This window comes from Sporichthya polymorpha DSM 43042 (genome assembly GCF_000384115.1).
Classification (GTDB): Bacteria; Actinomycetota; Actinomycetes; order Sporichthyales; family Sporichthyaceae; genus Sporichthya; species Sporichthya polymorpha.
Genome location: NZ_KB913029.1, coordinates 551,385 through 572,271, shown reverse-complemented (window position 1 = coordinate 572,271; position 20,887 = coordinate 551,385). Strand labels below are relative to the sequence as shown.

The 20,887-nt window shown below is 72.3% G+C and carries 17 protein-coding genes and 1 tRNA gene; 13 read left to right on the top strand and 5 right to left on the bottom strand.

Features of this window, described 5'->3' with window-relative positions:
* The first annotated feature begins 1 nt into the window (after position 1).
* On the top strand, positions 2-1,789 hold the full coding sequence (locus tag SPOPO_RS0102845; RefSeq protein ID WP_019873267.1) for an ABC-F family ATP-binding cassette domain-containing protein: 1,788 nt from the start codon (positions 2-4) through the stop codon (positions 1,787-1,789).
* Positions 1,790-2,137: 348 nt separating this feature from the next.
* Here the strand turns inward: SPOPO_RS0102845 and SPOPO_RS0102840 are convergent, their stop codons facing one another.
* Positions 2,138-2,632, bottom strand: coding sequence for a MarR family winged helix-turn-helix transcriptional regulator (locus SPOPO_RS0102840; protein ID WP_019873266.1), 495 nt, complete (start codon positions 2,630-2,632; stop codon positions 2,138-2,140).
* Between the two features lie 74 nt (positions 2,633-2,706).
* On the opposite strand from SPOPO_RS0102840, the gene SPOPO_RS0102835 reads away from it, so the two are divergent.
* The 10 genes from SPOPO_RS0102835 to SPOPO_RS0102790 all read left to right on the top strand — a co-directional run bounded on the left by SPOPO_RS0102835 (position 2,707) and on the right by SPOPO_RS0102790 (position 11,807).
* Complete coding sequence (locus SPOPO_RS0102835) at positions 2,707-3,498, top strand: trans-aconitate 2-methyltransferase (protein WP_019873265.1); 792 nt, start codon at positions 2,707-2,709, stop codon at positions 3,496-3,498.
* 190 nt (positions 3,499-3,688) lie between these two features.
* Complete coding sequence (locus SPOPO_RS0102830) at positions 3,689-4,630, top strand: acyl-CoA desaturase (RefSeq protein WP_019873264.1); 942 nt, start codon at positions 3,689-3,691, stop codon at positions 4,628-4,630.
* Positions 4,631-4,671: 41 nt separating this feature from the next.
* Positions 4,672-5,376: a TetR/AcrR family transcriptional regulator gene (locus SPOPO_RS0102825; RefSeq protein WP_019873263.1), complete on the top strand. Its 705-nt coding sequence runs from the start codon at positions 4,672-4,674 to the stop codon at positions 5,374-5,376.
* A 15-nt stretch (positions 5,377-5,391) separates the two neighbouring features.
* Positions 5,392-5,462, top strand: a tRNA-Gln gene (locus SPOPO_RS0102820).
* A gap of 27 nt (positions 5,463-5,489) precedes the next feature.
* The gene (glmU, locus tag SPOPO_RS0102815; RefSeq protein ID WP_033384880.1) at positions 5,490-6,935 is read left to right on the top strand and encodes a bifunctional UDP-N-acetylglucosamine diphosphorylase/glucosamine-1-phosphate N-acetyltransferase GlmU; all 1,446 of its coding nucleotides are present in this window, start codon (positions 5,490-5,492) and stop codon (positions 6,933-6,935) included.
* Positions 6,936-7,029: 94 nt separating this feature from the next.
* Complete coding sequence (locus SPOPO_RS0102810; RefSeq protein WP_019873262.1) at positions 7,030-8,007, top strand: ribose-phosphate diphosphokinase; 978 nt, start codon at positions 7,030-7,032, stop codon at positions 8,005-8,007.
* Positions 8,008-8,225: 218 nt separating this feature from the next.
* A complete protein-coding gene (locus SPOPO_RS0102805; protein ID WP_019873261.1) occupies positions 8,226-8,867 on the top strand; it encodes a 50S ribosomal protein L25/general stress protein Ctc in 642 nt (213 codons plus the stop codon).
* 45 nt (positions 8,868-8,912) lie between these two features.
* A complete protein-coding gene (gene pth, locus SPOPO_RS0102800) occupies positions 8,913-9,494 on the top strand; it encodes an aminoacyl-tRNA hydrolase (protein ID WP_019873260.1) in 582 nt (193 codons plus the stop codon).
* 403 nt (positions 9,495-9,897) lie between these two features.
* A complete protein-coding gene (locus SPOPO_RS32280) occupies positions 9,898-10,755 on the top strand; it encodes a hypothetical protein (protein ID WP_156869514.1) in 858 nt (285 codons plus the stop codon).
* Positions 10,756-10,844: 89 nt separating this feature from the next.
* Positions 10,845-11,807, top strand: coding sequence for an alpha/beta fold hydrolase (locus tag SPOPO_RS0102790; RefSeq protein WP_019873258.1), 963 nt, complete (start codon positions 10,845-10,847; stop codon positions 11,805-11,807).
* 7 nt (positions 11,808-11,814) lie between these two features.
* On the opposite strand, the gene SPOPO_RS27375 is transcribed toward SPOPO_RS0102790, so the two are convergent.
* The 3 genes from SPOPO_RS27375 to SPOPO_RS27365 are packed head-to-tail and all read right to left on the bottom strand — an operon-like array spanning position 11,815 to position 15,481.
* Complete coding sequence (locus SPOPO_RS27375) at positions 11,815-13,866, bottom strand: transglycosylase domain-containing protein (protein ID WP_019873257.1); 2,052 nt, start codon at positions 13,864-13,866, stop codon at positions 11,815-11,817.
* Positions 13,863-14,579, bottom strand: coding sequence for a hypothetical protein (locus SPOPO_RS27370; RefSeq protein WP_019873256.1), 717 nt, complete (start codon positions 14,577-14,579; stop codon positions 13,863-13,865). The genes SPOPO_RS27375 and SPOPO_RS27370 overlap by 4 nt, the downstream gene beginning before the upstream one ends.
* Positions 14,570-15,481 carry a serine/threonine-protein kinase gene (locus SPOPO_RS27365; RefSeq protein ID WP_019873255.1) on the bottom strand — a complete coding sequence of 304 codons (912 nt, stop codon included), beginning with the start codon at positions 15,479-15,481 and terminating at the stop codon, positions 14,570-14,572. Before SPOPO_RS27365 ends, SPOPO_RS27370 begins: the two co-directional genes overlap by 10 nt.
* 209 nt (positions 15,482-15,690) lie before the next feature.
* Here SPOPO_RS27365 and SPOPO_RS32275 point away from each other — a divergent pair, with 209 nt between their 5' ends.
* Complete coding sequence (locus SPOPO_RS32275; RefSeq protein WP_051098266.1) at positions 15,691-16,593, top strand: hypothetical protein; 903 nt, start codon at positions 15,691-15,693, stop codon at positions 16,591-16,593.
* A gap of 3 nt (positions 16,594-16,596) precedes the next feature.
* On the opposite strand, the gene SPOPO_RS0102765 is transcribed toward SPOPO_RS32275, so the two are convergent.
* Positions 16,597-17,118, bottom strand: a complete 522-nt coding sequence (locus SPOPO_RS0102765) for a hypothetical protein (protein ID WP_156869513.1) — start codon at positions 17,116-17,118, stop codon at positions 16,597-16,599.
* Positions 17,119-17,247: 129 nt separating this feature from the next.
* Here SPOPO_RS0102765 and mfd point away from each other — a divergent pair, with 129 nt between their 5' ends.
* A complete protein-coding gene (gene mfd, locus SPOPO_RS0102760; protein WP_019873253.1) occupies positions 17,248-20,883 on the top strand; it encodes a transcription-repair coupling factor in 3,636 nt (1,211 codons plus the stop codon).
* Positions 20,884-20,887: the final 4 nt, after the last annotated feature.

Sequence of the window (20,887 nt, the reverse complement as noted above, 5' to 3'; positions counted from 1 at the left end):
CATGAGCAACCTCGTCAATCTCGAAGCCGTCTCGAAGGCCTACGGCCCGACGCGGCTGCTCGACGGTGTCTCCCTCGGCCTCGCGGCGGGGGAGCGGATCGGTGTCGTCGGCCGCAACGGCGCCGGCAAGTCGACGCTGCTGCGCGTGCTGTCGAAGGTCGAGGAGCCCGACACCGGACGCGTCACGCACTCCGGTGGGCTGCGCGTCGCGGTGCTGTCGCAGGCGGACAACCTCGACCCGGAGCTGACGATCCGTCAGGTCGTGGTCGGCGATCGCCCCGAGCACGAGTGGGCGGGCGACGCCCGCGTGCGCGCGGTCTTCTCCGGCCTGTTCGGTGGGCTGTCGCTGCCGGCCTTCCCGGCGGGGCTCGACACGGTCGTCGGGCCGTGCTCGGGCGGTGAGCGGCGCCGGATCGCGCTCGCGCGTGAGCTGATCGCCGCGCCGGACCTGCTCGTCCTCGACGAGCCGACCAACCACCTCGACGTCGAGGGCATCGCGTGGCTCGCGGAGCACCTCGCCTCCTCGCCGCAGGCGCTGCTCGTCGTGACGCACGACCGGTGGTTCCTGGACGCGGTCTGCACGCGGACGTGGGAGGTCTCCGACGGCGCGGTCCACGCCTACGAGGGCGGGTATGCGGCGTACGTCCTCGCGAAGGCGGAGCGGCAGCGCGTCGCGCAGGCGACCGAGGAGCGCGCGGCGAACCTCGCGCGCAAGGAGTTGGCCTGGCTGCGGCGCGGCCCGCCGGCGCGGACGTCGAAGCCGAAGTTCCGCATCGACGCGGCGAACGCGCTGATCGAGCGCGAGCCCCCGGCGCGGGACTCGCAGGAGCTCGTCCGGTTCGCGAGCGCGCGCCTCGGCCGGACCGCGTACGAGCTGCACGACGTCACGCTGAAGGTCGGCGACAAGATTCTGTTGGACCGTCAGACGTGGAACCTCGGCCCGGGCGACCGGGTCGGCCTCGTCGGGGTCAACGGGAGCGGGAAGACCTCGCTCGTGCGCCTGCTGCTGGGGCAGCTGTCCCCGGCGTCGGGGTCGGTGAAGGTCGGCGTGACGGTGAAGGCGGCCCATCTCTCGCAGGAGGTGGGCGAGCTCGACCCGACCGAGCGGGTGCTGACCTCCGTCGAGCGGATCGCGAAATACATCACGCTCGGCAAGAAGGAGCACACCGCGTCCTCGATGCTCGAGCGGTTCGGGTTCACCGGGAACCGGCAGTGGGCCCCGGTCGGCGACCTCTCCGGCGGTGAGCGCCGGCGGCTGCAGCTGCTGCGGCTGCTGATGACCGAGCCCAACGTCCTGTTCCTCGACGAGCCCACCAACGACCTCGACATCGAGACCCTCACCCAGCTCGAGGACCTCCTCGACGGCTGGCCCGGCACCCTCCTCGTCGTCAGCCACGACCGCTACTTCCTCGAGCGGACCACCGACACCGTCCAGGCCCTCCTCGGCGACGCCCGGCTGCGCATGCTCCCGGGCGGCGTCGACGAGTACCTCGCCCTCCGCGCCGCCGCATCCGCGCCCGCCGCTGCGCCGGGCGTCGACAGCGCGGTTCCCGCGAAGGCCGCCGCGTCCGGCGCCGACGCCCGCGCCGCCCGCAAGGAGCTGACCCGCATCGAGCGCCGGCTGGAGAAGATCGCCGCCGCCGAGGCCGACCTTCACGACCAGCTCGCGACCCACGCCAGCGACTACGCGAAGGTCGCCGAGCTCGACGGCACCCTCCGCGAACTCGCCGCCGAGAAGGCCTCCCTCGAGGAGCAGTGGCTCCTCGCCGCCGAGCTCGCCGACGGCTGACCCCCGCTTTCGCGCCTCGTCTTCACCAGCCAGGACCCTGCTTCACCAGCCGGGCAGGGCCGGTGAAGAAGGGCCCAGCTGGTGAGGCGCGCGGCTCAGCCGGTGAAGCTGGCGCGCGTGTGGCCGAAGCGGGCTCAGACGCGACCGGGTCGCCGCCGAGAAGGCCTCCCTCGGGGAGCAGTGGCTCTCCGCCGCCGAGCTCGCCGACAGCTGACCCCCGCTTTCGCGCCTCGTCTTCACCAGCCAGGACCCTGCTTCACCAGCCGGGCAGGGCCGGTGAAGAAGGGCTCAGCCGGTGAAGCGCGCGGCTCAGCTGGTGAAGCGCGGGGCTCAGCCGGTGAAGCGGGGTCACTCGGGATTGTCGAAGGGGGCGACGAGGTCGCGGAGGAGGTCGGCGAGGAGGTCGCGCTGGCGGTCGGTGAGGCCGGCGAGGAGCTTCTGCTCGTGGGCGAGGAGGTCGGTGAGGGTGTCGTCGACGACGGCGCGGCCCTGGGGGGTGAGGACGACGAGGACGCCGCGGCGGTCGGCGGGGTCGGGCTCGCGGCGGACGAGTTCCTTCGCGGCGAGGCGGTCGATCCGGTTGGTCATGGTCCCGGACGTCACGAGGGTCTGGTTCAGCAGCGCGCCGGGGGAGAGCTGGTACGGCTCACCCGAACGGCGGAGCGCGGAGAGGACGTCGAACTCCCACGCCTCGAGGTTGTGCTCGGTGAACGCGCTGCGGCGGGCCCGGTCCAGGTGGCGGGCGAGCCGGGTCACCCGGCTCAGCACCTCCAGCGGCCGGGTGTCCAGGTCCGGCCGTTCGCGTCGCCACGCGGCGACGAGCCGGTCCACCTCGTCCTGCATGAACCCGAATATAGCCACGATATTTTCTTGACATCAAGAGAGTTGTCGATCACGGTGGGTCGGCGGAGGACACCATGTGGGACCCGCAGACCTACCTGACCTACGCCGACGAGCGGACCCGACCCGCGCGCGACCTGCTCGCGGCCGTCGACGTCGAGCAGCCCGCCCGCGTCGTCGACCTCGGCTGCGGCACCGGCACCTCGACGCGGCTGCTCGCCCGCCGCTGGCCGGACGCGGACGTCCTCGGCACGGACTCCTCGCCCGAGATGATCGCCGCGGCCCGGACCGAGCTCGCCGAACCCGGGGCCGCCCTCTGCCGCTACGAGGTCGCAGACGCGTCCACCTGGGCCCCGGACGAGCCCGTCGACGTGTGGTTCTCCAACGCGATGCTCCAGTGGCTGCCGGACCACCTGGACCGGCTCCCGGGCTGGCTGGGCACCGTCGCCCCCGGCGGCGCGCTGGCCTTCCAGGTCCCCGGCAACGTCGAGTCCCCGAGCCACGTCCTGCTCCGCGAGGCCACCCGCAGCCCCGCCTGGCGCGACCGCCTCGCCGGCATCCCCGAGCGCCGGGAGGCCGTCGAGGCCCCCGTCCGCTACGCCGACGTCCTCGCCGCGGCCGGCGCCCGCCCGGACGTCTGGGAGACCACCTACCTGCACCGCCTCGACGGGCCCGATCCGGTGCTGCGCTGGACGAGGGGGACGGCGTTGCGCCCGGTGCTCGCGGTGCTGGAGGGGGACGAAGCAGCGCGCGAGGCCTTCCTCGCCGACTACGGAGCGGCTCTGCGCACCGCGTACCCTCCGAACAGCGACGGGACGGTCACGTTCCCGTTCCGGCGGATCTTCGTCGTCGCCCGCGTCCCGGCCTGATCGAACGGCCGACGCGGTCGGAGCAGGCGCCGACGTCCGTATCAGAGCGATCCGGCCCGGACGGGCAAGGTTCATCCACCGTTCGGATGGGACGCATCACAAGTGGGTGCGGTGGGTAGCTCCCGAACCGTAACCTACGGACACGTAGGTCACTTTCGACCGAGCAGTCCCCGACGAAACGAGCTTCTGCATGGCGACAACCCAGCTGCTTCCGCCGACCCCCGAGGTCAAGGGAACGATGGGATCGGAACGGAAGGGTTGGCTCGAACAGGCCGTTCTGGGGCTCGTCATCGTCGTGCCGCTTCTCGCGGTCGCCGCGATCGTCCCCGTCATGTGGGGCTGGGGGCTGCACTGGCGCGATGTCGTCATCGCCGGCGTCTTCTACGTCATCACCGGATTCGGCATCACCGTCGGGTACCACCGCTACTTCACGCACGGCTCGTTCCGCGCCAAGCGGCCGCTGCGCATCGCGCTCGGCATCATGGGCAGCCTGGCCATCGAGGGCCCGCTGATCCGCTGGGTCGCCGACCACCGCAAGCACCACCAGTTCTCCGACTCCGAGGGTGACCCGCACTCGCCCTGGGGCCACGGCGAGGGCGTCCGCGGGCTGATGCGCGGGCTGTACCACGCCCACCTCGGTTGGCTCTTCGACGAGGAGCAGACGCCGGCCCGCAAGTACGCGCCGGACCTGCTCGCCGACCCCGACATCGTCAAGATCTCGCGCCACTTCCCGACCTGGGTCGCGGTCTCGACCCTGCTGCCGGCGGTGATCGGCGGCCTGTGGTCGATGTCCTGGCAGGGCGCGCTGTCCGCGTTCTTCTGGGCGACGCTGGTCCGCGTCGCGCTGCTGCACCACGTCACCTGGTCGATCAACTCGATCTGCCACGTCGTGGGGAACCGGCCGTTCAAGAGCCGCGACCGTTCCGGCAACGTCTGGTGGCTCGCGATCCTCAGCTTCGGCGAGTCGTGGCACAACCTGCACCACGCCGACCCGACCTCGGCTCGCCACGGCGTCCTCCGCGGTCAGATCGACACCAGTGCCCGCCTGATCTGGATCTTCGAGAGGCTGGGCTGGGCCTCGAACGTCCGGTGGCCCGACGCCAAGCGCCTCGAAGCCCGACGCGCCACCTGAGTCGAGCACGCTCGTCGGCCGAAATTAGGCAGACTGGTCCCATGGCCGAACCTTCCGACTCGAACGGGCGCGCGGCGACCCGTGCCCGGATGTCGGGCAAGGAGCGCCGCCTCCAGCTCGTCGACGTCGGCCGTCGCCTGTTCGCCGAGAAGGGGTTCGAGGGCACCTCGGTCGAGGAGATCGCGGCGAAGGCCGGCGTCTCCAAGCCGGTCGTCTACGAGCACTTCGGTGGCAAGGAAGGCCTCTACGCGGTCGTCGTCGACCGCGAGATCGAGCTCCTCCTCGAGCGCATGACGAACGCGCTGACCAGCCGCAACCCGCGGCAGCTCGCCGAGCAGGCCGCGCTCGCGCTGCTGGAGTACATCGAGACCAACACCGACGGGTTCCGGATCCTCGTCCGCGACTCACCGGTCGCGCAGTCCACCGGCGGCTTCGCGAGCCTGATCTCCGACGTCGCCAGCCAGGTCGAGCACATCATGGTCGCGCAGTTCAAGGCCCGCGGCTTCGATCCGAAGCTCGCCCCGATGTACGCGCAGATGCTGGTCGGCATGGTCGCGCTGACGGGGCAGTGGTGGCTCGACGTCCGCAAGCCGAAGCGGGCCGACGTGGCGGCTCACCTCGTCAACCTCGCCTGGAACGGCCTGGCCCACCTCGAGGCCAAGCCCGCCCTGAAAACGGTCGCCCCCGACGGCACCAAGCCCGTCCGCGGGTCCGGGAAGAACGCGGACTTCCGCGCGAGCAAGTAGCCTCACCTCTGCCGATCCCGGGTCGTCTAAGGGCAGGACAAGCGGTTTTGGTCCGCTTTATGGGGGTTCGAATCCTCCCCCGGGAGCAAGTTGACCGGACGCTGGAGGACCCCGTGAAGCCCGCCGCCGTGATCGTGCTCGCCGCCGGCGAAGGCACCCGGATGAAGTCGTCGACCCCGAAGGTGATGCACACCCTCGGGGGGCGGTCGCTCGTCGGGCACGCCCTGGCCGCCGCCCGGGGCACCGACCCCGAGCGCGTGATCGTCGTCGTCGGCTCCGGCCGGGAACTCGTCACCGCGCACCTCGGTGAGATCGACGCCGACGCCGTGCCGGTCGTCCAGGAGCCCCGCAACGGCACGGGTCACGCGGTCCGCATCGCGCTCGAGGGCGGCGCCCCGGACGTCACCGGCACCGTCCTCGTCGTCTGCGGCGACGTGCCGCTGCTGCGCACCGAGACCCTGCAGGCGCTGCTCGACCACCACGCCGCCGAGGGCAACGCCGCCACCGTGCTGACCGCGATCGTCCCGGACCCGACGGGCTACGGTCGCATGGTCCGTGACGAGAGCGGGGCGGTCACCGCGATCGTCGAGCACCGGGACGCCACCGAGGTCCAGCGCGAGATCGCCGAGATCAACTCCGGCATCTACGCCTTCGACGGCGCCCTGCTGCGCGACGCCCTCGGCCGGCTGCGCACCGACAACAGCCAGGGCGAGGAGTACCTCACCGACACCCTCGAGATCCTGCGCACCGACGGCCACCGCGTCGGCGCCCTGCCGGCGCAGGACTTCAACGAGATCCACGGCATCAACGACCGCGTCCAGCTCGCGCACCTGCGCCGCCTGCTCAACGACCGGGTCTGCGAGCAGTGGATGCGCGCCGGCGTCACGATCGTCGACCCCGCGACGACGTGGATCGACGTCGAGGTCACCCTCGCCCCGGACGTCACGATCGCCCCGAACACCCAGCTGCACGGCCGGACCCGGATCGCCACCGGCGCGGTCGTCGGGCCGAACACGACGCTGACCGACGTCGAGGTGGGGGAGGACGCGACGGTGCTCGCCACCCACGCGACCGACGTCGAGATCGGCCCCGGCGTCTCGACCGGCCCGTTCACGTTCCTGCGGCCGGGCACGAAACTCGCGGCGAAGAGCAAGGTCGGCGCGTTCTGCGAGGTCAAGAACTCCAACCTCGGCATGGGCTCGAAGGTCCCGCACCTGTCCTACGTCGGCGACGGCGACATCGGCGACGGCACCAACATCGGCGCGGCGACGATCTTCGTGAACTACGACGGGCAGACCAAGAACCGCACGAGAGTCGGCGACCACGCCTTCGTGGGCTGCGACACGATGCTCGTCGCGCCGGTCACGGTGCACGACGGGGCGTACGTGGCGGCGGGGTCGGTGATCACCTCCGACGTCCCGCCCGGGGCGATGGCCGTTGCCCGCGGCAAGCAGCGCAACGTCGAGGGCTGGGTCGAGCGCAAGCGCCCGGACTCGAAGTCGGCGAAGGCGGCCGCGGCGGCGCGGGAGGCGGGCCCCGATCGGACGAACGGGTCCTGAACTCCCCCGATTCGCGCGATGAACCGGGCATGAAGGACACTGCTGCCTAGCGTCCCCACCGCATCCGACGCCAGGGCCCCGGAGGAGCAGACCCATGACGGGTATCACGACCACCGGCGAGCGGAAGCTGCTCGTCATGGGGGGCCGCGCCTACCCCGAATTGACCGAGGAGATCGCCTCGGAGCTCGGTATCGAGCCGACCCCCACGACCGCGCTCGACTTCGCCAACGGCGAGATCTACGTGCGGTTCCAGGAGTCGGTCCGCGGCGCGGACACCTTCGTGATCCAGAGCCACGCGACGCCGATCAACCAGGCGATCATGGAGCAGCTGATCATGGTCGACGCGCTCAAGCGCGCCTCGGCCAAGCGCATCACCGTCGTGATGCCGTTCTACGGCTACTCCCGCCAGGACAAGAAGCACCGCGGCCGTGAGCCGATCTCGGCGCGCCTGATCGCGGACCTGTTCCGCACCGCCGGCGCCGACCGCCTCATCTCCGTCGACCTGCACACCGCGCAGATCCAGGGCTTCTTCGACGGCCCCGTCGACCACCTGTTCGCGCTGCCGCTGCTGACCCGTTACGTCGGCAACCGCGTCGACCGCAACCGCCTCACGGTCGTCTCCCCGGACGCCGGCCGCGTCCGCGTCGCCGACATGTGGACCGACCGCCTCGGCGCCCCGCTCGCGATCGTCCACAAGCGCCGCGACCCGAACGTGCCCAACCAGGTCAAGGTCCACGAGGTCGTCGGTGAGGTCGAGGGCCGCACCTGCGTCCTCGTCGACGACATGATCGACACCGCCGGCACCATCACCCAGGCCGCCGACGCCCTGTTCGAGAACGGCGCCGCCGACGTCATCGTCGCCGCGACCCACGCGATCCTCTCGGGCCCCGCCGTGGACCGGCTGAAGAACTCCCGGATCTCCGAGGTCGTCGTCACCAACACGCTCCCCATCGAGGAGGAGCGCCGGTTCGACAAGCTCACGGTGCTCTCGATCGCTCCGCTGATCGCCCGCGCGATCCGCGAGGTCTTCGACGACGGCTCCGTCACCAGCCTCTTCGAGGGCCAGGGCTGACGCCCCACGCGGGGTAAGGGTGTGGCCGGGCGTCCGGTAGGCTTCCGGGGTTGCCCGGCGAGGGAGACCGCCCCGGATTCGGGGTAGGGCCTCCGTGATCGACGGCGAGTCCGGTCCTCCGTGGGCCAGCGCTTGCCGCGCCCACGTCGAGCATCGACCCACCGCCCCCGTACGTGAGAAACACGTTCCACGTTCGTTTGTGAAAGAGGAGTTCCACCGTGGCCGAGGTCAAGATCAGCGCCGAGTCGCGCAGCGAGTTCGGCAAGGGCGCCGCCCGGCGGATCCGCCGCGACCACAAGGTCCCGGGCGTCCTCTACGGGCACGGTCAGGACCCGAAGCACATCACCCTGCCGGGCCACGACCTGATGCTCGCCCTCAAGACGGCGAACGTCCTGCTCTCCATCGACCTGGACGGCAAGAACGAGCTCGCGATCCCGAAGGACGTCCAGCGGGACCCGATCAGGGGCGTGCTGGAGCACGTCGACCTGCTCATCGTGAAGCGCGGCGAGAAGGTCAAGGTCGAGGTCGCCCTGAACGTCACCGGCGAGCCGGTGCCGGACGCCATGGTCGCCCAGGAGCTCAACACCCTCGAGGTGATGGCCGAGGCCACCCACATCCCGTCGGCGTTCGAGGTCGACATCACCGGTCGCCCGATCGGCTCCCAGGTCCTCGCGAAGGAGATCGACCTGCCGACCGGCGTCGAGCTCGTCACCGACCCCGAGCACCTCGCGGTCAACATCATCCCCGTGCCGGTCACCGCGGAGCCGGACGCCGAGGGCGAGGCCGCCGAGGGCGAGGCTCCCGCGGCCGAGGCGGCCGCCGAGGCCGAGGGCGACGCTCCCGCCGAGGCCGCCGAGTAGTTCGACGCGCACTCCCGCGCCCGAACGCTGCACCAGAGGGTTCCCATGTCCGAGGACCGCTGGCTCGTCGTCGGCCTGGGGAACCCCGGGCCGGAGTACGTCGCGAACCGGCACAACATCGGCTTCCTCGTCGTCGAGACCCTGGCCGAGCGGGCCCGCTCGTCGTTCAAGGTCCACAAGGCGCGCGCGGACGTCGCGGAGATCCGGCTGGGCGGCCCGGGCGGGCCGCCCGTCGTGCTCGCCCGGCCGCGCTCGTACATGAACGAGTCGGGTGGCCCGGTCTCCGGGCTGTGCAAGTACTACGACGTCCCGGCCGAGCGGCTGGTCGTGATCCACGACGAGCTCGACCTGCCGTTCGCCGCCCTCCGGGCCAAGTTCGGGGGCGGCGACAACGGCCACAACGGGCTGAAGTCGCTGCGTCGGTCCCTCGGGACGGGCGACTACCACCGGATCCGGTTCGGCATCGACCGGCCGCCGGGGCGCATGGACCCCGCGGCCTACGTCCTGCGCGACTTCTCCGCCGCCGAGCGCAAGGATCTCGACCTCGAGATCGACCGCTGCGCCGACGCGGTCGAGATGCTCGTCCGCGAGGGTCTCGAGCGAACGCAAAATACGTTCAATTCGTGACGTTTCGGACCCCCGCGAGGTGGGGTACGAGCCCGGGCGTTGTGTCGTCGACGACGGTGTCGACGCCGACGTCGACGACGGTGTCGACGCCGGTACATGTCGGGACTCGTCGGGACGGCCTTACCAAGGCCTTTCCCAACCTGGCCCTGCCGATGGGAGGGGTAGGCCGCTGTCGCCCGTAGAAAAAAGTATGGGCCGTCACGCCCGCCCTCTCGGCGGTACCGAACCAGCGTGCGCCCCGGATGCTGCCCCGACGGGGGCCGTGGAGTCGCCGGGCAAAAGTTTCCCGGGCGCGACCGGCCGTCGCCGCGCTCCGCGCCCGTCCGCTGACGCTCCGTCGTCCCAACCCGTCCCCGCCGGCGGCAAGCACCGCGCCCCGAGCATCCCGGAGCCGCCGGCCGTCGTGCCGGTCGACGTGGTGCGCGCCGAGGCCCACCCCGAGACCCGCCCCGCGATCCATACCGAGCCCGCGCCCCGGCCCCGGGGCCACCGGCGGGCCCCGAAGCGCCGGATGCCGATCGCGGTGCCCGCAGCGGCGGGAGCGGCGGTGGCGGTGACCGCCGTCGGCGGCGTCACCCTCGGCGGGGTCGGCGGCAGCACGGGCGGCGTGGCCCTGGAGTCCGTGGCCGGCGCCGGCGCGGCCCCCGACGTCCAGCGGGTCGTCGTCTCCGAGCGGGCGACCCGCGACCAGATGCGGGCCGTCCTCGGCGGCAAGGCCGCGAACCAGGCCCGGGTCCGCGCGAAGGCCCTGCGGGACCAGCGCCTGGCCGTCGCGGCCGCGCAGCGGCTCGCGGCTTTGCAGCGCGCCTGCGGCTACAACCTGTACGCGCAGAAGAACGAGACGCTGAACGCCGAGCAGCAGCGCAACGCGCGGATCATCATCGACGTCGCGCAGCGGATGGGCCTGCCCCCGCGCGCCGCCGTGATCGCGATCGCGACCGCGCTGCAGGAGTCGTACCTGAAGAACCTCCGCGGCGGGCACCTCGACTCCGCCGGTCTGTTCCAGCAGCGCCCGTCGGCGGGCTGGGGCAGCTACTCCCAGGTGACGGACCCGAACTACTCGGCGCGGAAGTTCTACACCGAGCTGACGGAGGTCCGTGGCTGGCACCGGCTGCCGCTGACGGTGGCCGCCCAGGACGTCCAGGTCTCCGCGTTCCCGAACGCGTACGCCCGGTGGGAGCGCATGGCCGCACAGCTCGTCAGCTCGGTGCTGAAGGTCCCCGTCGACTCGCTGAACTGCACTCCGCTGCGCAGCACCTGAGCCGACACCCGAGACACACCCAGGGGGCGGTTACCTCGAGTTAACGCCGTGGTCCCGGTGCGGGAAAAGCGCGCTGGCACGCTCCGGCCGTGCCCCCGATCTCGTACGTCACCGTCCACGGGTACCGCCGCGCGTTCCGCACCGCCGGGAGCGGCCCGCCCCTGCTGCTTCTCCACGGCATCGGCGACAGCTCCGACACCTGGGATCCGGTGATCGACTCCCTCGCCGAGCACTACACCGTGATCGCCCCCGACCTACTCGGGCACGGACGCTCCGACCGGCCCCGGGCCGACTACTCGATCGCCGCCTTCGCCTGCGGGATGCGCGACCTGATCAGCGTCCTGGGCTTCGACCGCGTCACCGTCTGCGGGCACTCGCTCGGCGGCGGCGTGGCCATGCAGTTCGCCTACCAGTTCCCGGAGCGCTGCGAACGCCTCGTGCTCGTGTGCACCGGCGGCGTCGGACCCAAGACGCACCCGCTGTTCCACCTGGTCGCGACGCCCGGCGTCGAGACGCTCCTGCCGCTGCTGCGCCTGCCGGGGGTGCGGACGGCCGGATCGGTCGGCCTTCGGGTGCTGCGGTGGCTCGACACCGACCTCGGCCGCGACGCCGGTGACCTGATGCGCCTGTTCGACGCCCTGCCCGACTCACCGGCGCGCAGCGCGTTCCTGCGGACGTTGCGCGCGGCCGTAGACCGGCGCGGGCAGGTCATCACGATGCTCGACCGCTGCTACCTCGCCGAGGGCATGCCGACGCTGCTCATCTGGGGCGCCCGCGACGCGATCATCCCCGTCGACCAGGCCCACCTCGTCCACGAGGCGATGCCGGGCAGCCGGCTCGAGATCTTCGCCGACGCCGGTCACTTCCCGCACCACACCGACCCGGAGCGTTTCCTCGCCGTCCTCCGCGACTTCCTCGACACCACCGAGCCCGCCGACTACAGCTCCGCCCAGTGGCGCACGCTGCTCCGCACCGGCCGCGGCATGCCCGGTCCGGGCGCCACGCTCGCCGCCGTCCCCGATCCCGCCGAGGACGCGACGATCGGGGCCTGACGGGGCGTCAGTCCTCGCCGCGGCCGAACGCCGTCACCGGGGTCGCGAGCCGTTTGATCGGCTCGCCCTTCAACGCGGCCAGCATGGCGTCGCGCCAGATCGGGCCGGGAAGGGCGCCGCCGAAGAGGGTCTCGTACCGCTGCCCGTCGACGCGGACGTTCTTCAGCGGGCGGGACCCGTCGGGGTAGCCGGCCCACACCGCGGCGGCGAGCTGGGAGGTGAAGCCCGCGAACCAGACCGCGGTCGCGTCGTTGGTCGTCCCGGTCTTGCCGGCTGCGGGCCGGCGGCCGAGGGACATCTTCGCCCCGGTGCGGTCGTCGATGTCACCGTCGATCACGCTCTCGAGGAGCTCGGTCACCCCGCGGGCGACCTCCTTCGGAAGCACCTGCTCGCAGTCGCGGCCGGGAACCTCGAGCTCACCCCCGTCGGGCTCGGTGATCCCGACGATGGCGCGGGAGGCGCAGTGCTTTCCGTCCGCCGCGAACGTTGCGTACGCCTCGGCCAGCCGCAGCGGCGACACCTCGTCGACGCCGAGCACGAACGACGGCACCCGCGAGAGGTCCTCGCCGTCCGCGCGCTTGACGCCCATCTTCTCGGCGAGCTCCGGCGGCGCGCAGGTGCCGACCTCCTCGGCGAGCTGGACGTAGTACGTGTTCACCGACATCGCGGTCGCCTGGGCGAGGTCGAGCGAGCCGAAGCCGCGCTTCTCGTAGTTGCCGACGCCGTAGGGCGGGTACGTGCGGCCGGTCGCGCAGTTGGTGAAGCCGTCCACGGTCACCGACGACGGCGCGCTGAACCGCTTCGAAGGCTCGATGCCCTTCTTCAACGCGGCGGCCGCGACGAAGGGCTTGAACGCCGAGCCGGCCTGGAAGCCCGCGCTGCCGCCCTGGTTGCGGTCGAGGGCGTAATTCACGGTCGTCTCGCCGGCGTCGGTGTCCTCGCCCCAGTCCCGGTTCATCGCGATGGCCCGCACCGCGCCCGTGCCCGGCTCGGTCATCACGATCGCGCTGGCGATGTCGTGGCCGCGCTGAATGTGGTCGTCGACCGACGCCTGCGCCGCCGCCTGCACCTTGGGGTCGAGCGTCGACCGGATCGTCAGACCGCCCTCGTACAAGCGCTCCATGCGTTCGCCGGGGGAGTCGCCCAGGCTCTCCATCGCGCGGACCTCCGCCACGACGTAGCCGCAGAACCACGGGTGCACCGCGTCGGCGCAGCCGAGGCGCAGCGGCGTCGGTTTCAGGTCGAGCGACTCGGACTTGGCGGCCTCGGCCTCCTCGCGGCTGATCCGGCCGACCTCGGCCATGCGGGTCAGGACGACGTTGCGGCGCTGGGTCGCGTTCTCCGGGTTCTTGATCGGGTCGTACGCGGTGGGGGAGCGCACGATGCCGGCGAGCAGCGCTGCCTGAGGCAGCGTCAGGTCCTTCGCAGGCTTGCTGAAGTAGCGTTGGCTGGCGACCTGGACGCCGTACGCCCCGTTGCCGAAGTACACGAGGTTCAGGTACCGCTCGAGGATCTCGTCCTTGTCGAGGCGGCTCTCGACCGCCAGGGCCGCGCCCATCTCCCGGACCTTGCGGGAGATCGTCGTCTCGGTCGCGCGGCTGACGTCGTCGTCGTTCTCGGCGGCCGCGACCTGCGCCTGCTTGACGTACTGCTGCGTCAGCGTCGAGCCGCCCTCCTTGACGCCACCCGCCGCGATGTTCGCCGTCAGGGCACGCACCATGCCGACGGGGTCGATGGCGCCGTGGTCGTAGAAGCGGTTGTCCTCGATCGCGAGCACCGCGTCCTGCAGCACCGGCGCGACGTCGGCGAGGTCGACGTCGACGCGGTCCTGCACGCCGAACGTCGCAATCACCGACCCGTCGGTGGCGAGCACGCTCGAGCGCCGCGGGGCGTCGGGCGCGACCGCCGAGGACGGGATCCACTCCTCCAGCGCCACGGCCTGAGACTCCGTCAGCGAGTACAACCCGGCCGACAGCGTCGCCAGCAGGGCGAACACCACGGCCCCGATCGCGCCGACGACACGCGGTCCCCCGGCCCGGATCTGCTTCCCCAGGTTCACGCACGTTCCTCCGCGCCGGCACCCTCCGTCGGACCGCCCGTCAGGCCGACCTGGTCCACCACGCGGTGGTACCGCTCACCGATCAGACCGCCCGTGATCGCGCCGAGCGCCGCGACGCCGAGCGCACCGAGCCCGAGCACCGCCGTCGCGATGCTCGGCAGCAGGGAGAGCGCGACGTCTCGGAAGCCGAGGTCGAGCACGAGGGCGAGCAGGAACAGTGCGACCGGCACGCCCACCGTCCATCCGCAGACCGCGACGCCCTGCAGGAGTCCGTCGAACCGAGCCATGCGCGCGGCCACGTAGCCGCCGCAGAGGAAGGCGCCGAACAGGACGACCGCGAGCAGGATCGCGCCGAGGATGCTGACCGCGACCGCGTTGGACGCGGCACCGTCGGTGGCGCTGTCCGGGTCGGTGCCGAGCACGACGCCGATCGCGATCATCAGCGTGAGGACGCCGAGGGTGAGCAGCACCGTCATGCCGACCGCGGTGACCCAGCCGAAGAACGCGGCGCCGATCTTCACACCGCCGAACACCCGGCGCTGCCGGGCGATCACGGTCGCCGGGTCGAGTTGCTGCTGCCGTCGGCGTGGGCGCAACTGCGCGGGCAGGAGCGTCCGGCGCCGGTGCGTCGGCCGACCGCCGATGGTGGCGTCGGTCGGGGATCCGGTGGTGCGAATCCGGGCCGCGCTGGACCGGGCTGGGCTCACCGACACGGTTCGGCTCCTCGGGTCGTGGACGGGTGGGACCGCGGACGGGGGGTGCGCGCCGGCCCGGCGCGCTCGAGCAGGGCGAGCGCCTCGCGGGCGGAAGCCGGGCGTTCGGACGTGCGCAGGCGGGTGCAGGCGTCGATGACGTCCCAGAGGACGGGCGGCGCGCTCGCGCCGACGCAGACCTCGAGCAGCACGCCGCACGAGTACAGGTCGGAGCGGTAGGTCGGGGCGACACCTTCGAGCACCTCGGGTGCGACGTACCGCGCGGTGCCCATGACCTCGCCGGTCTGCGTCAGGCGCGCGGCGGCGGGGGAGAGCGCGATGCCGAAGTCGAAGAGCTTCGCCTCGCCGGTGTCGGTGAGCAGCAGGTTCGACGGCTTGATGTCGCGGTGCACGACCCCGGAGTCGTGCACGTAGGCGACGGCCTCCAGCATGTGCCGCGCGAGCGTCATCGCGTCGGGCGGGTCGTCGGCCTTCATCCGCTGGGCGAGGGTCTTCCCGCGCACGTACTCCATCGCGAGGTACGGGCGGCGGTGGTCGCCGCCGTCGTCGACAACCGCCACGAGCCGCGGGTGCCGCAGCGTTCCGGCGATCTGCGCCTCCCGGCGGAACCGGTCGACGAACTGGGGGTCCAGGGCCAGGGAGTCGGCGAGGATCTTCACCGCGACCGCCTCGGCCACGGGCTCGCGCCCGCCGACGTCGTCCGCGAGCCACACCGACGCCATGCCGCCGGTGCCGAGCAGCCGCCGCAACCGGTACCGGTCGCCGAGCCCGAAGGGCGCCCCCGCGACGAGTTCGCCGGCGGCGCCGGGCGCGGGTGCGGCGTCGACAGCGGCCCCGACGGCCCCGCCCACCGGCTGGGTCGCGTCGAGGTGACGCGGCGTCTGGATCCGACTCTTTGGCATTACGAAGGAGCGGCTACCCGCCGTCCCTCGGCGCACGCAGCACGCGGCGGCTGCGGAAGATTTGTCCGGTAGATCACGGTGACCTCGCGCGACACGCCGCACAACACGCGGACGAAACGGGACAGGCCGGACAGTGCTCCGGAGGGTGCTCGACGGAGACGAAAGCGGCTCGGGAACGGGTCCGAGGTGCCGATCTACGGTCCTTTCCCGTGTTCCCCACCCACCACGCGCACCGCCGGCTGTGGCCTGGCTCACCACGTCGCCTCTCGCGTTTCCGCCCGAGCCACGGCCGTCACTCCCTCGCCGCGGCCGTCGCCCTCTCCCTCGTCGGCGCGGCCCTCGCGAGCCCGGTGATCGCGGACGAACCGCACGCCGACGCCGTGGACGCGGCCGCCCTGGCGTCGCCGCTCGGCCCCGCCGGCCCGGCGCCCGCGCCCGGGGACCGGTTCCTGCCCCGGGGCTGGGAGCGGACCGCGACTCCCGCGCCGAGCGCTGCCACCCCGGGCGTCACGTCGGAACCCGTTACCGCGGACGTGCGGGCCTCCCGCGCCGCGGCGCGGCCGGAGCTGGCGCTGCGCCGGCCCGAGGTCGTGATCGGCCAGCCGCTGCCGCAGCGGGTGCTGGCGAAGCCGATTCAGCGCCGCGCCCGGCTGCCGCACCTGTCCCGCGCGTGCGGCTACACCCGGCGCATCCAGCAACTGCCTGCGCTCGACGCGCACCAGTTGGCGAACGCGCGGACGATCGTCGCCGTCGGCCAGCTGCTCGGTCTCCCGCCGCGCGCCGCGGTGATCGCGCTCGCGACTGCCTACCAGGAGTCCTGGATCCGCAACCTGAACTGGGGCGACCGCGACTCGCTCGGGCTGTTCCAGCAGCGCCCGTCCTACGGCTGGGGCACCCGCAAGCAGATCACCACCCCGGCCTACGCCGCGGCCGCCTTCTACGGGCCGCTGGTCTCGATCCCGGGCTGGGAGCGGATGCCCCTCACCGTCGCCGCCCAGGCCGTCCAGCGCTCGGCGTTCCCCAACCGGTACGCCCAGTGGGAGCTGCTCGCCGCGACCGTCGTCGACCGGCTGCTCGAGGTTCCCGACCGGGAGCTGCGCTGCCGGCGCTGAGGTCTACCGACCGGGGCAGAAGATGCCCTGGGCCTGGATGTTCTCGTCGGCGTCAGTCTCCGCGAAGCCCTCGAGAAACGCGGTGAACGCGCTCTGGAACGCGGCGTCGTCGCCGGTCTTCGCGGCGTCGACGACCTTGGCGTAGCTCTCGTCGCTGGAGCGTTGGAAGGCCTTCATCGCGTCGGCGGCGGTCCGGTCGGTGTCCGTCACCGGGAGCTCGGCGACCTCGGCGTCGAAGGTCTCGATGAGCGCCGCCAGCTTCGGCTGGTCCTCGAGGAACTGGGCGCGGGTCGGGTCCTCGCCGCCGGTGACGTCGAGGCTGTCCGCGGCGAGCTGGTCGCACAGCCGGTTGACCTTGTCCGCGTAGCTGCCGGGGGCGGGGAAGGGGCTCTCCGAGGCCTCCAGGTCCTCCCCGAGGGCGTCGGTGTCGCCGCCGTCGTCGTCGCTGCAGCCGGCCAGGGCGAGGACCAGGACGGCCCCGATCGCCACCGTGCGTCGCCAGTGCCCACTCCGCTGCGTGCTCATGCCCGCGATCCTCCCAGGCGGTCGGCCCGGACGTGTTGTCGCCGGGCCGACGTAGGCTGTGACCACCCCGGTCCGGTTGCGGATCCGGGGTGTTCGCGTTGTCCGCACCCGCATGGGAAGAGGCTCACCGTGCCGCTGTCCGGTCTCCTCGACGTCGTCGCCACCGATCCGGTGCTCGCCGACGCGCTGACGCGCGCCCAGGCCGGTGACCTGCCGAGCCTGGACCTGATCGGCCCGCCCGGGTTGCGCCCGTTCGCCCTGGCCGCGCTCGCGGCCCGCACCGGCCGCCCCGTGCTGGCCGTCGTCGCGACCGGCCGCGAGGCCGAGGACCTGCAGGCCGCCCTCTCCGCGCTGCTCCCGGCCGAGCGCGTCGCGGTGTTCCCGTCGTGGGAGACGCTCCCGCACGAGCGCATGTCGCCCCGCGCGGACACCGTCGGCCGCCGGCTGGCCGTCCTGCGCCGCCTCACGCGTCCGATGCCGGACGACCCGGCGGCGGGCCCGCTCGACGTCGTCATCTGCCCCGTGCGCAGCCTCGTGCAGCCGATGGTGCCGGGCCTGGGGGAGCTGGAACCGGTCAGCCTCCGGGTCGGCGACGAGGTCGAGCTCGACGCCGTCGTCGACGGACTCGCCGCGGCCGCCTACGCGCGCGTCGACCTTGTCGAGCGCCGCGGCGAGTTCGCCGTCCGTGGTGGTCTCGTCGATGTCTTCCCGCCGACCGAGGAGCACCCGCTCCGCGTCGAGTTCTGGGGCGACACGGTCGAGGAGATCCGCCCGTTCAAGGTCGCCGACCAGCGCAGCCTGGAGACGGGGGAGAAGGCCGAGACCCGCGAGACGCTGTGGGCGCCCCCGTGCCGGGAGCTCCTGCTGACCAAGGAGGTGCGGGACCGCGCGGCCGCGCTGCGCACCTCGCACCCGGAGCTGGAGGACATCGTCGGACGCATCGCCGACGGCATCGCGGTCGACGGCATGGAGGCGCTCTCGCCGGTCCTGGTCGACCGCATGGAGCTCCTCGTCGACCAGATGCCGCCGGGCACCCTGATCGTCGCCTGCGACCCCGAGCGCGTCCGTGCCCGCGCGGCCGACCTCGTCCGCACCAGCCAGGAGTTCCTCGAGGCCTCCTGGTCCGGCGCCGCCGTCGGCGGTCAGGCCCCGATCGACCTCGGCGCCGCCGCGCTCCGCGACCTCGCCGAGGTCCGCGACCACATCCGCGGCCTCGGGCTCCCGTGGTGGACGATCGCGCCCTTCGCCTCGACCGACACCGCCGATGACGGTGCGTCCGACGATGTGGCTGCTATTGCGACCGATCCTTCGGACGCTGCGCTGGGGGCGCGGGCGCCGGAGGCCTACCGGGGCGAGACCGCGCGGGCGGTGGCGGACGTTCAGGGCTGGCTGGCCGACGGCTGGTCGGTGGTGATGGTCGCGGCCGGGCACGGGACGGCGCAGCGCACGGTCGAGGTGCTCGCCGCCGACAGCCTCCCGGTGCGGTTGGTCGACGAGATCGCCGGTCCGCCGGAGCCGGGCATGGCGCTGGTGACGTGCGCGGAGCTCGCGACCGGGTTCGTCGACGAGGCGCGCAAGCTCGCGGTCCTCACCGAGTTCGACCTCACCAGCCGGGCGGGGATCTCGACCAAGGACCTGCGCGGCCGGATGCCGAGCCGGCGCAAGAACATGGTCGACCCGCTGCAGCTGCGGCCCGGCGACTTCGTCGTGCACTCCCAGCACGGGGTCGGAAAGTACGTGGAGATGGTGCAGCGCACCGTCGGGGGCGCGACGCGCGAGTACCTCGTCATCGAGTACGCGCCGAGCAAACGCGGCCAGCCCGGCGACCGGCTCTACGTCCCGTCGGACGCACTCGAGGCCGTCACGCGCTACGTCGGCGGCGAACAGCCGGCGTTGCACCGCCTCGGCGGCGCGGACTGGCAGAAGGCGAAGGGCCGCGCCCGCAAGGCGGTCAAGGAGATCGCGGGTGAGCTGATCCGCCTCTACGCCGCGCGCACCTCCGCCCCCGGGCACGCCTTCGCGCCGGACACCCCGTGGCAGCGTGAGCTCGAGGACGCCTTCCCCTACATCGAGACGCCCGACCAGCTCGGGGCCATCGACGAGGTCAAGGCCGACATGGAGAAGCCGTACCCGATGGACCGCGTGATCTGCGGCGACGTCGGCTACGGCAAGACGGAGATCGCGGTCCGCGCGGCGTTCAAGGCGGTGCAGGACGGCAAGCAGGTCGCGGTCCTGGTCCCGACGACACTGCTGTCCCAGCAGCACTTCCAGACCTTCTCCGACCGGTACGCGCCGTTCCCGGTGACGGTGAAGAACCTCTCCCGGTTCAACACCGCGTCCGAGGCCCAGGCCGTCCTCGAGGGTCTCGCCGACGGCAGCGTCGACGTCGTCATCGGCACGCACCGGCTCCTGGCGGCGACGACGCAGTTCAAGAACCTCGGGCTGATCATCGTCGACGAGGAGCAGCGCTTCGGCGTCGAGCACAAGGAGCAGCTGAAGAAGCTGCGGACGCACGTCGACGTCCTCACGATGTCCGCGACCCCGATCCCGCGGACGCTGGAGATGTCGATCACCGGCATCCGGGAGATGTCGACGATCCAGACCCCGCCGGAGGAGCGGCACCCCGTCCTCACCTTCGTCGGGCCGTACCAGGACAAGCAGATCCAGGCCGCGATCCGCCGCGAGCTCCTGAGGGAGGGTCAGGTCTTCTACGTCCACAACCGCGTGGAGTCGATCGAGAAGGCCGCAAAGCGCCTGGCCGAGCTCGTCCCCGAGGCGCGCATCGCCACCGCGCACGGGCAGATGAACGAGCACACGCTCGAGCAGGTCATCGTCGACTTCTGGGAGAAGCGCTTCGACGTCCTCGTCTGCACGACGATCGTCGAGACCGGCCTGGACATCTCCAACGCCAACACCCTGATCGTCGAGCGCGCCGACGTGCTCGGCCTCGCGCAGCTGCACCAGCTCCGCGGCCGCGTCGGGCGCTCGCGCGAGCGGGGGTACGCGTACTTCCTGTACCCGCCGGAGAAGCCGCTGACCGAGACCGCGCACGAGCGGCTCGCGACGATCGCGCAGCACACCGAGCTCGGCGCCGGCATGTACGTCGCGATGAAGGACCTCGAGATCCGCGGCGCCGGCAACCTGCTCGGCGGCGAGCAGTCCGGCCACATCGAGGGCGTCGGGTTCGACCTCTACGTCCGGATGGTCGGCGAGGCCGTCGCCGAGTACAAGGCGCAGGGGGAGGGCAAGGAGGCCCCGCCGTCGGAGGTGCGGGTCGAGCTGCCCGTCGACGCCCACATCCCGCACGACTACATCCCCGGAGAGCGCCTGCGCCTGGAGGCGTACAAGCGCATCGCGGACATCGGCTCGATCTCCGGGCGGGACCCGGAGGAGGACATCACCGCCGTCCGCGACGAGCTCACGGACCGCTACGGGCCGGTGCCGACCGAGGTGGAGAACCTGCTCGCCGTCGCGCGCTTCCGCTCGCTCGTCCGGGGCGCCGGGATCGAGGAGGTGACGGTCGCCGGGCCGCACGTCCGGTTCAGTCCGGTGACGCTGCGCGAGTCCCAGCAGATGCGTCTGCAGCGCCTGTACCCGAAGTCCGTGGTGAAGGCGCCCGTGCGTACGATCCTCGTGCCGCGCCCGAGCACCGCACGGGTCGGTGGAACCCCGCTCGTCGGCCTGGAGCTGCTGGACTGGGCCCGGCAGGTCGTCGAGCTGGTGACCTCCGACATCTCGAGCGCCAACACCGCCGGCAAGTCCTGAGGAG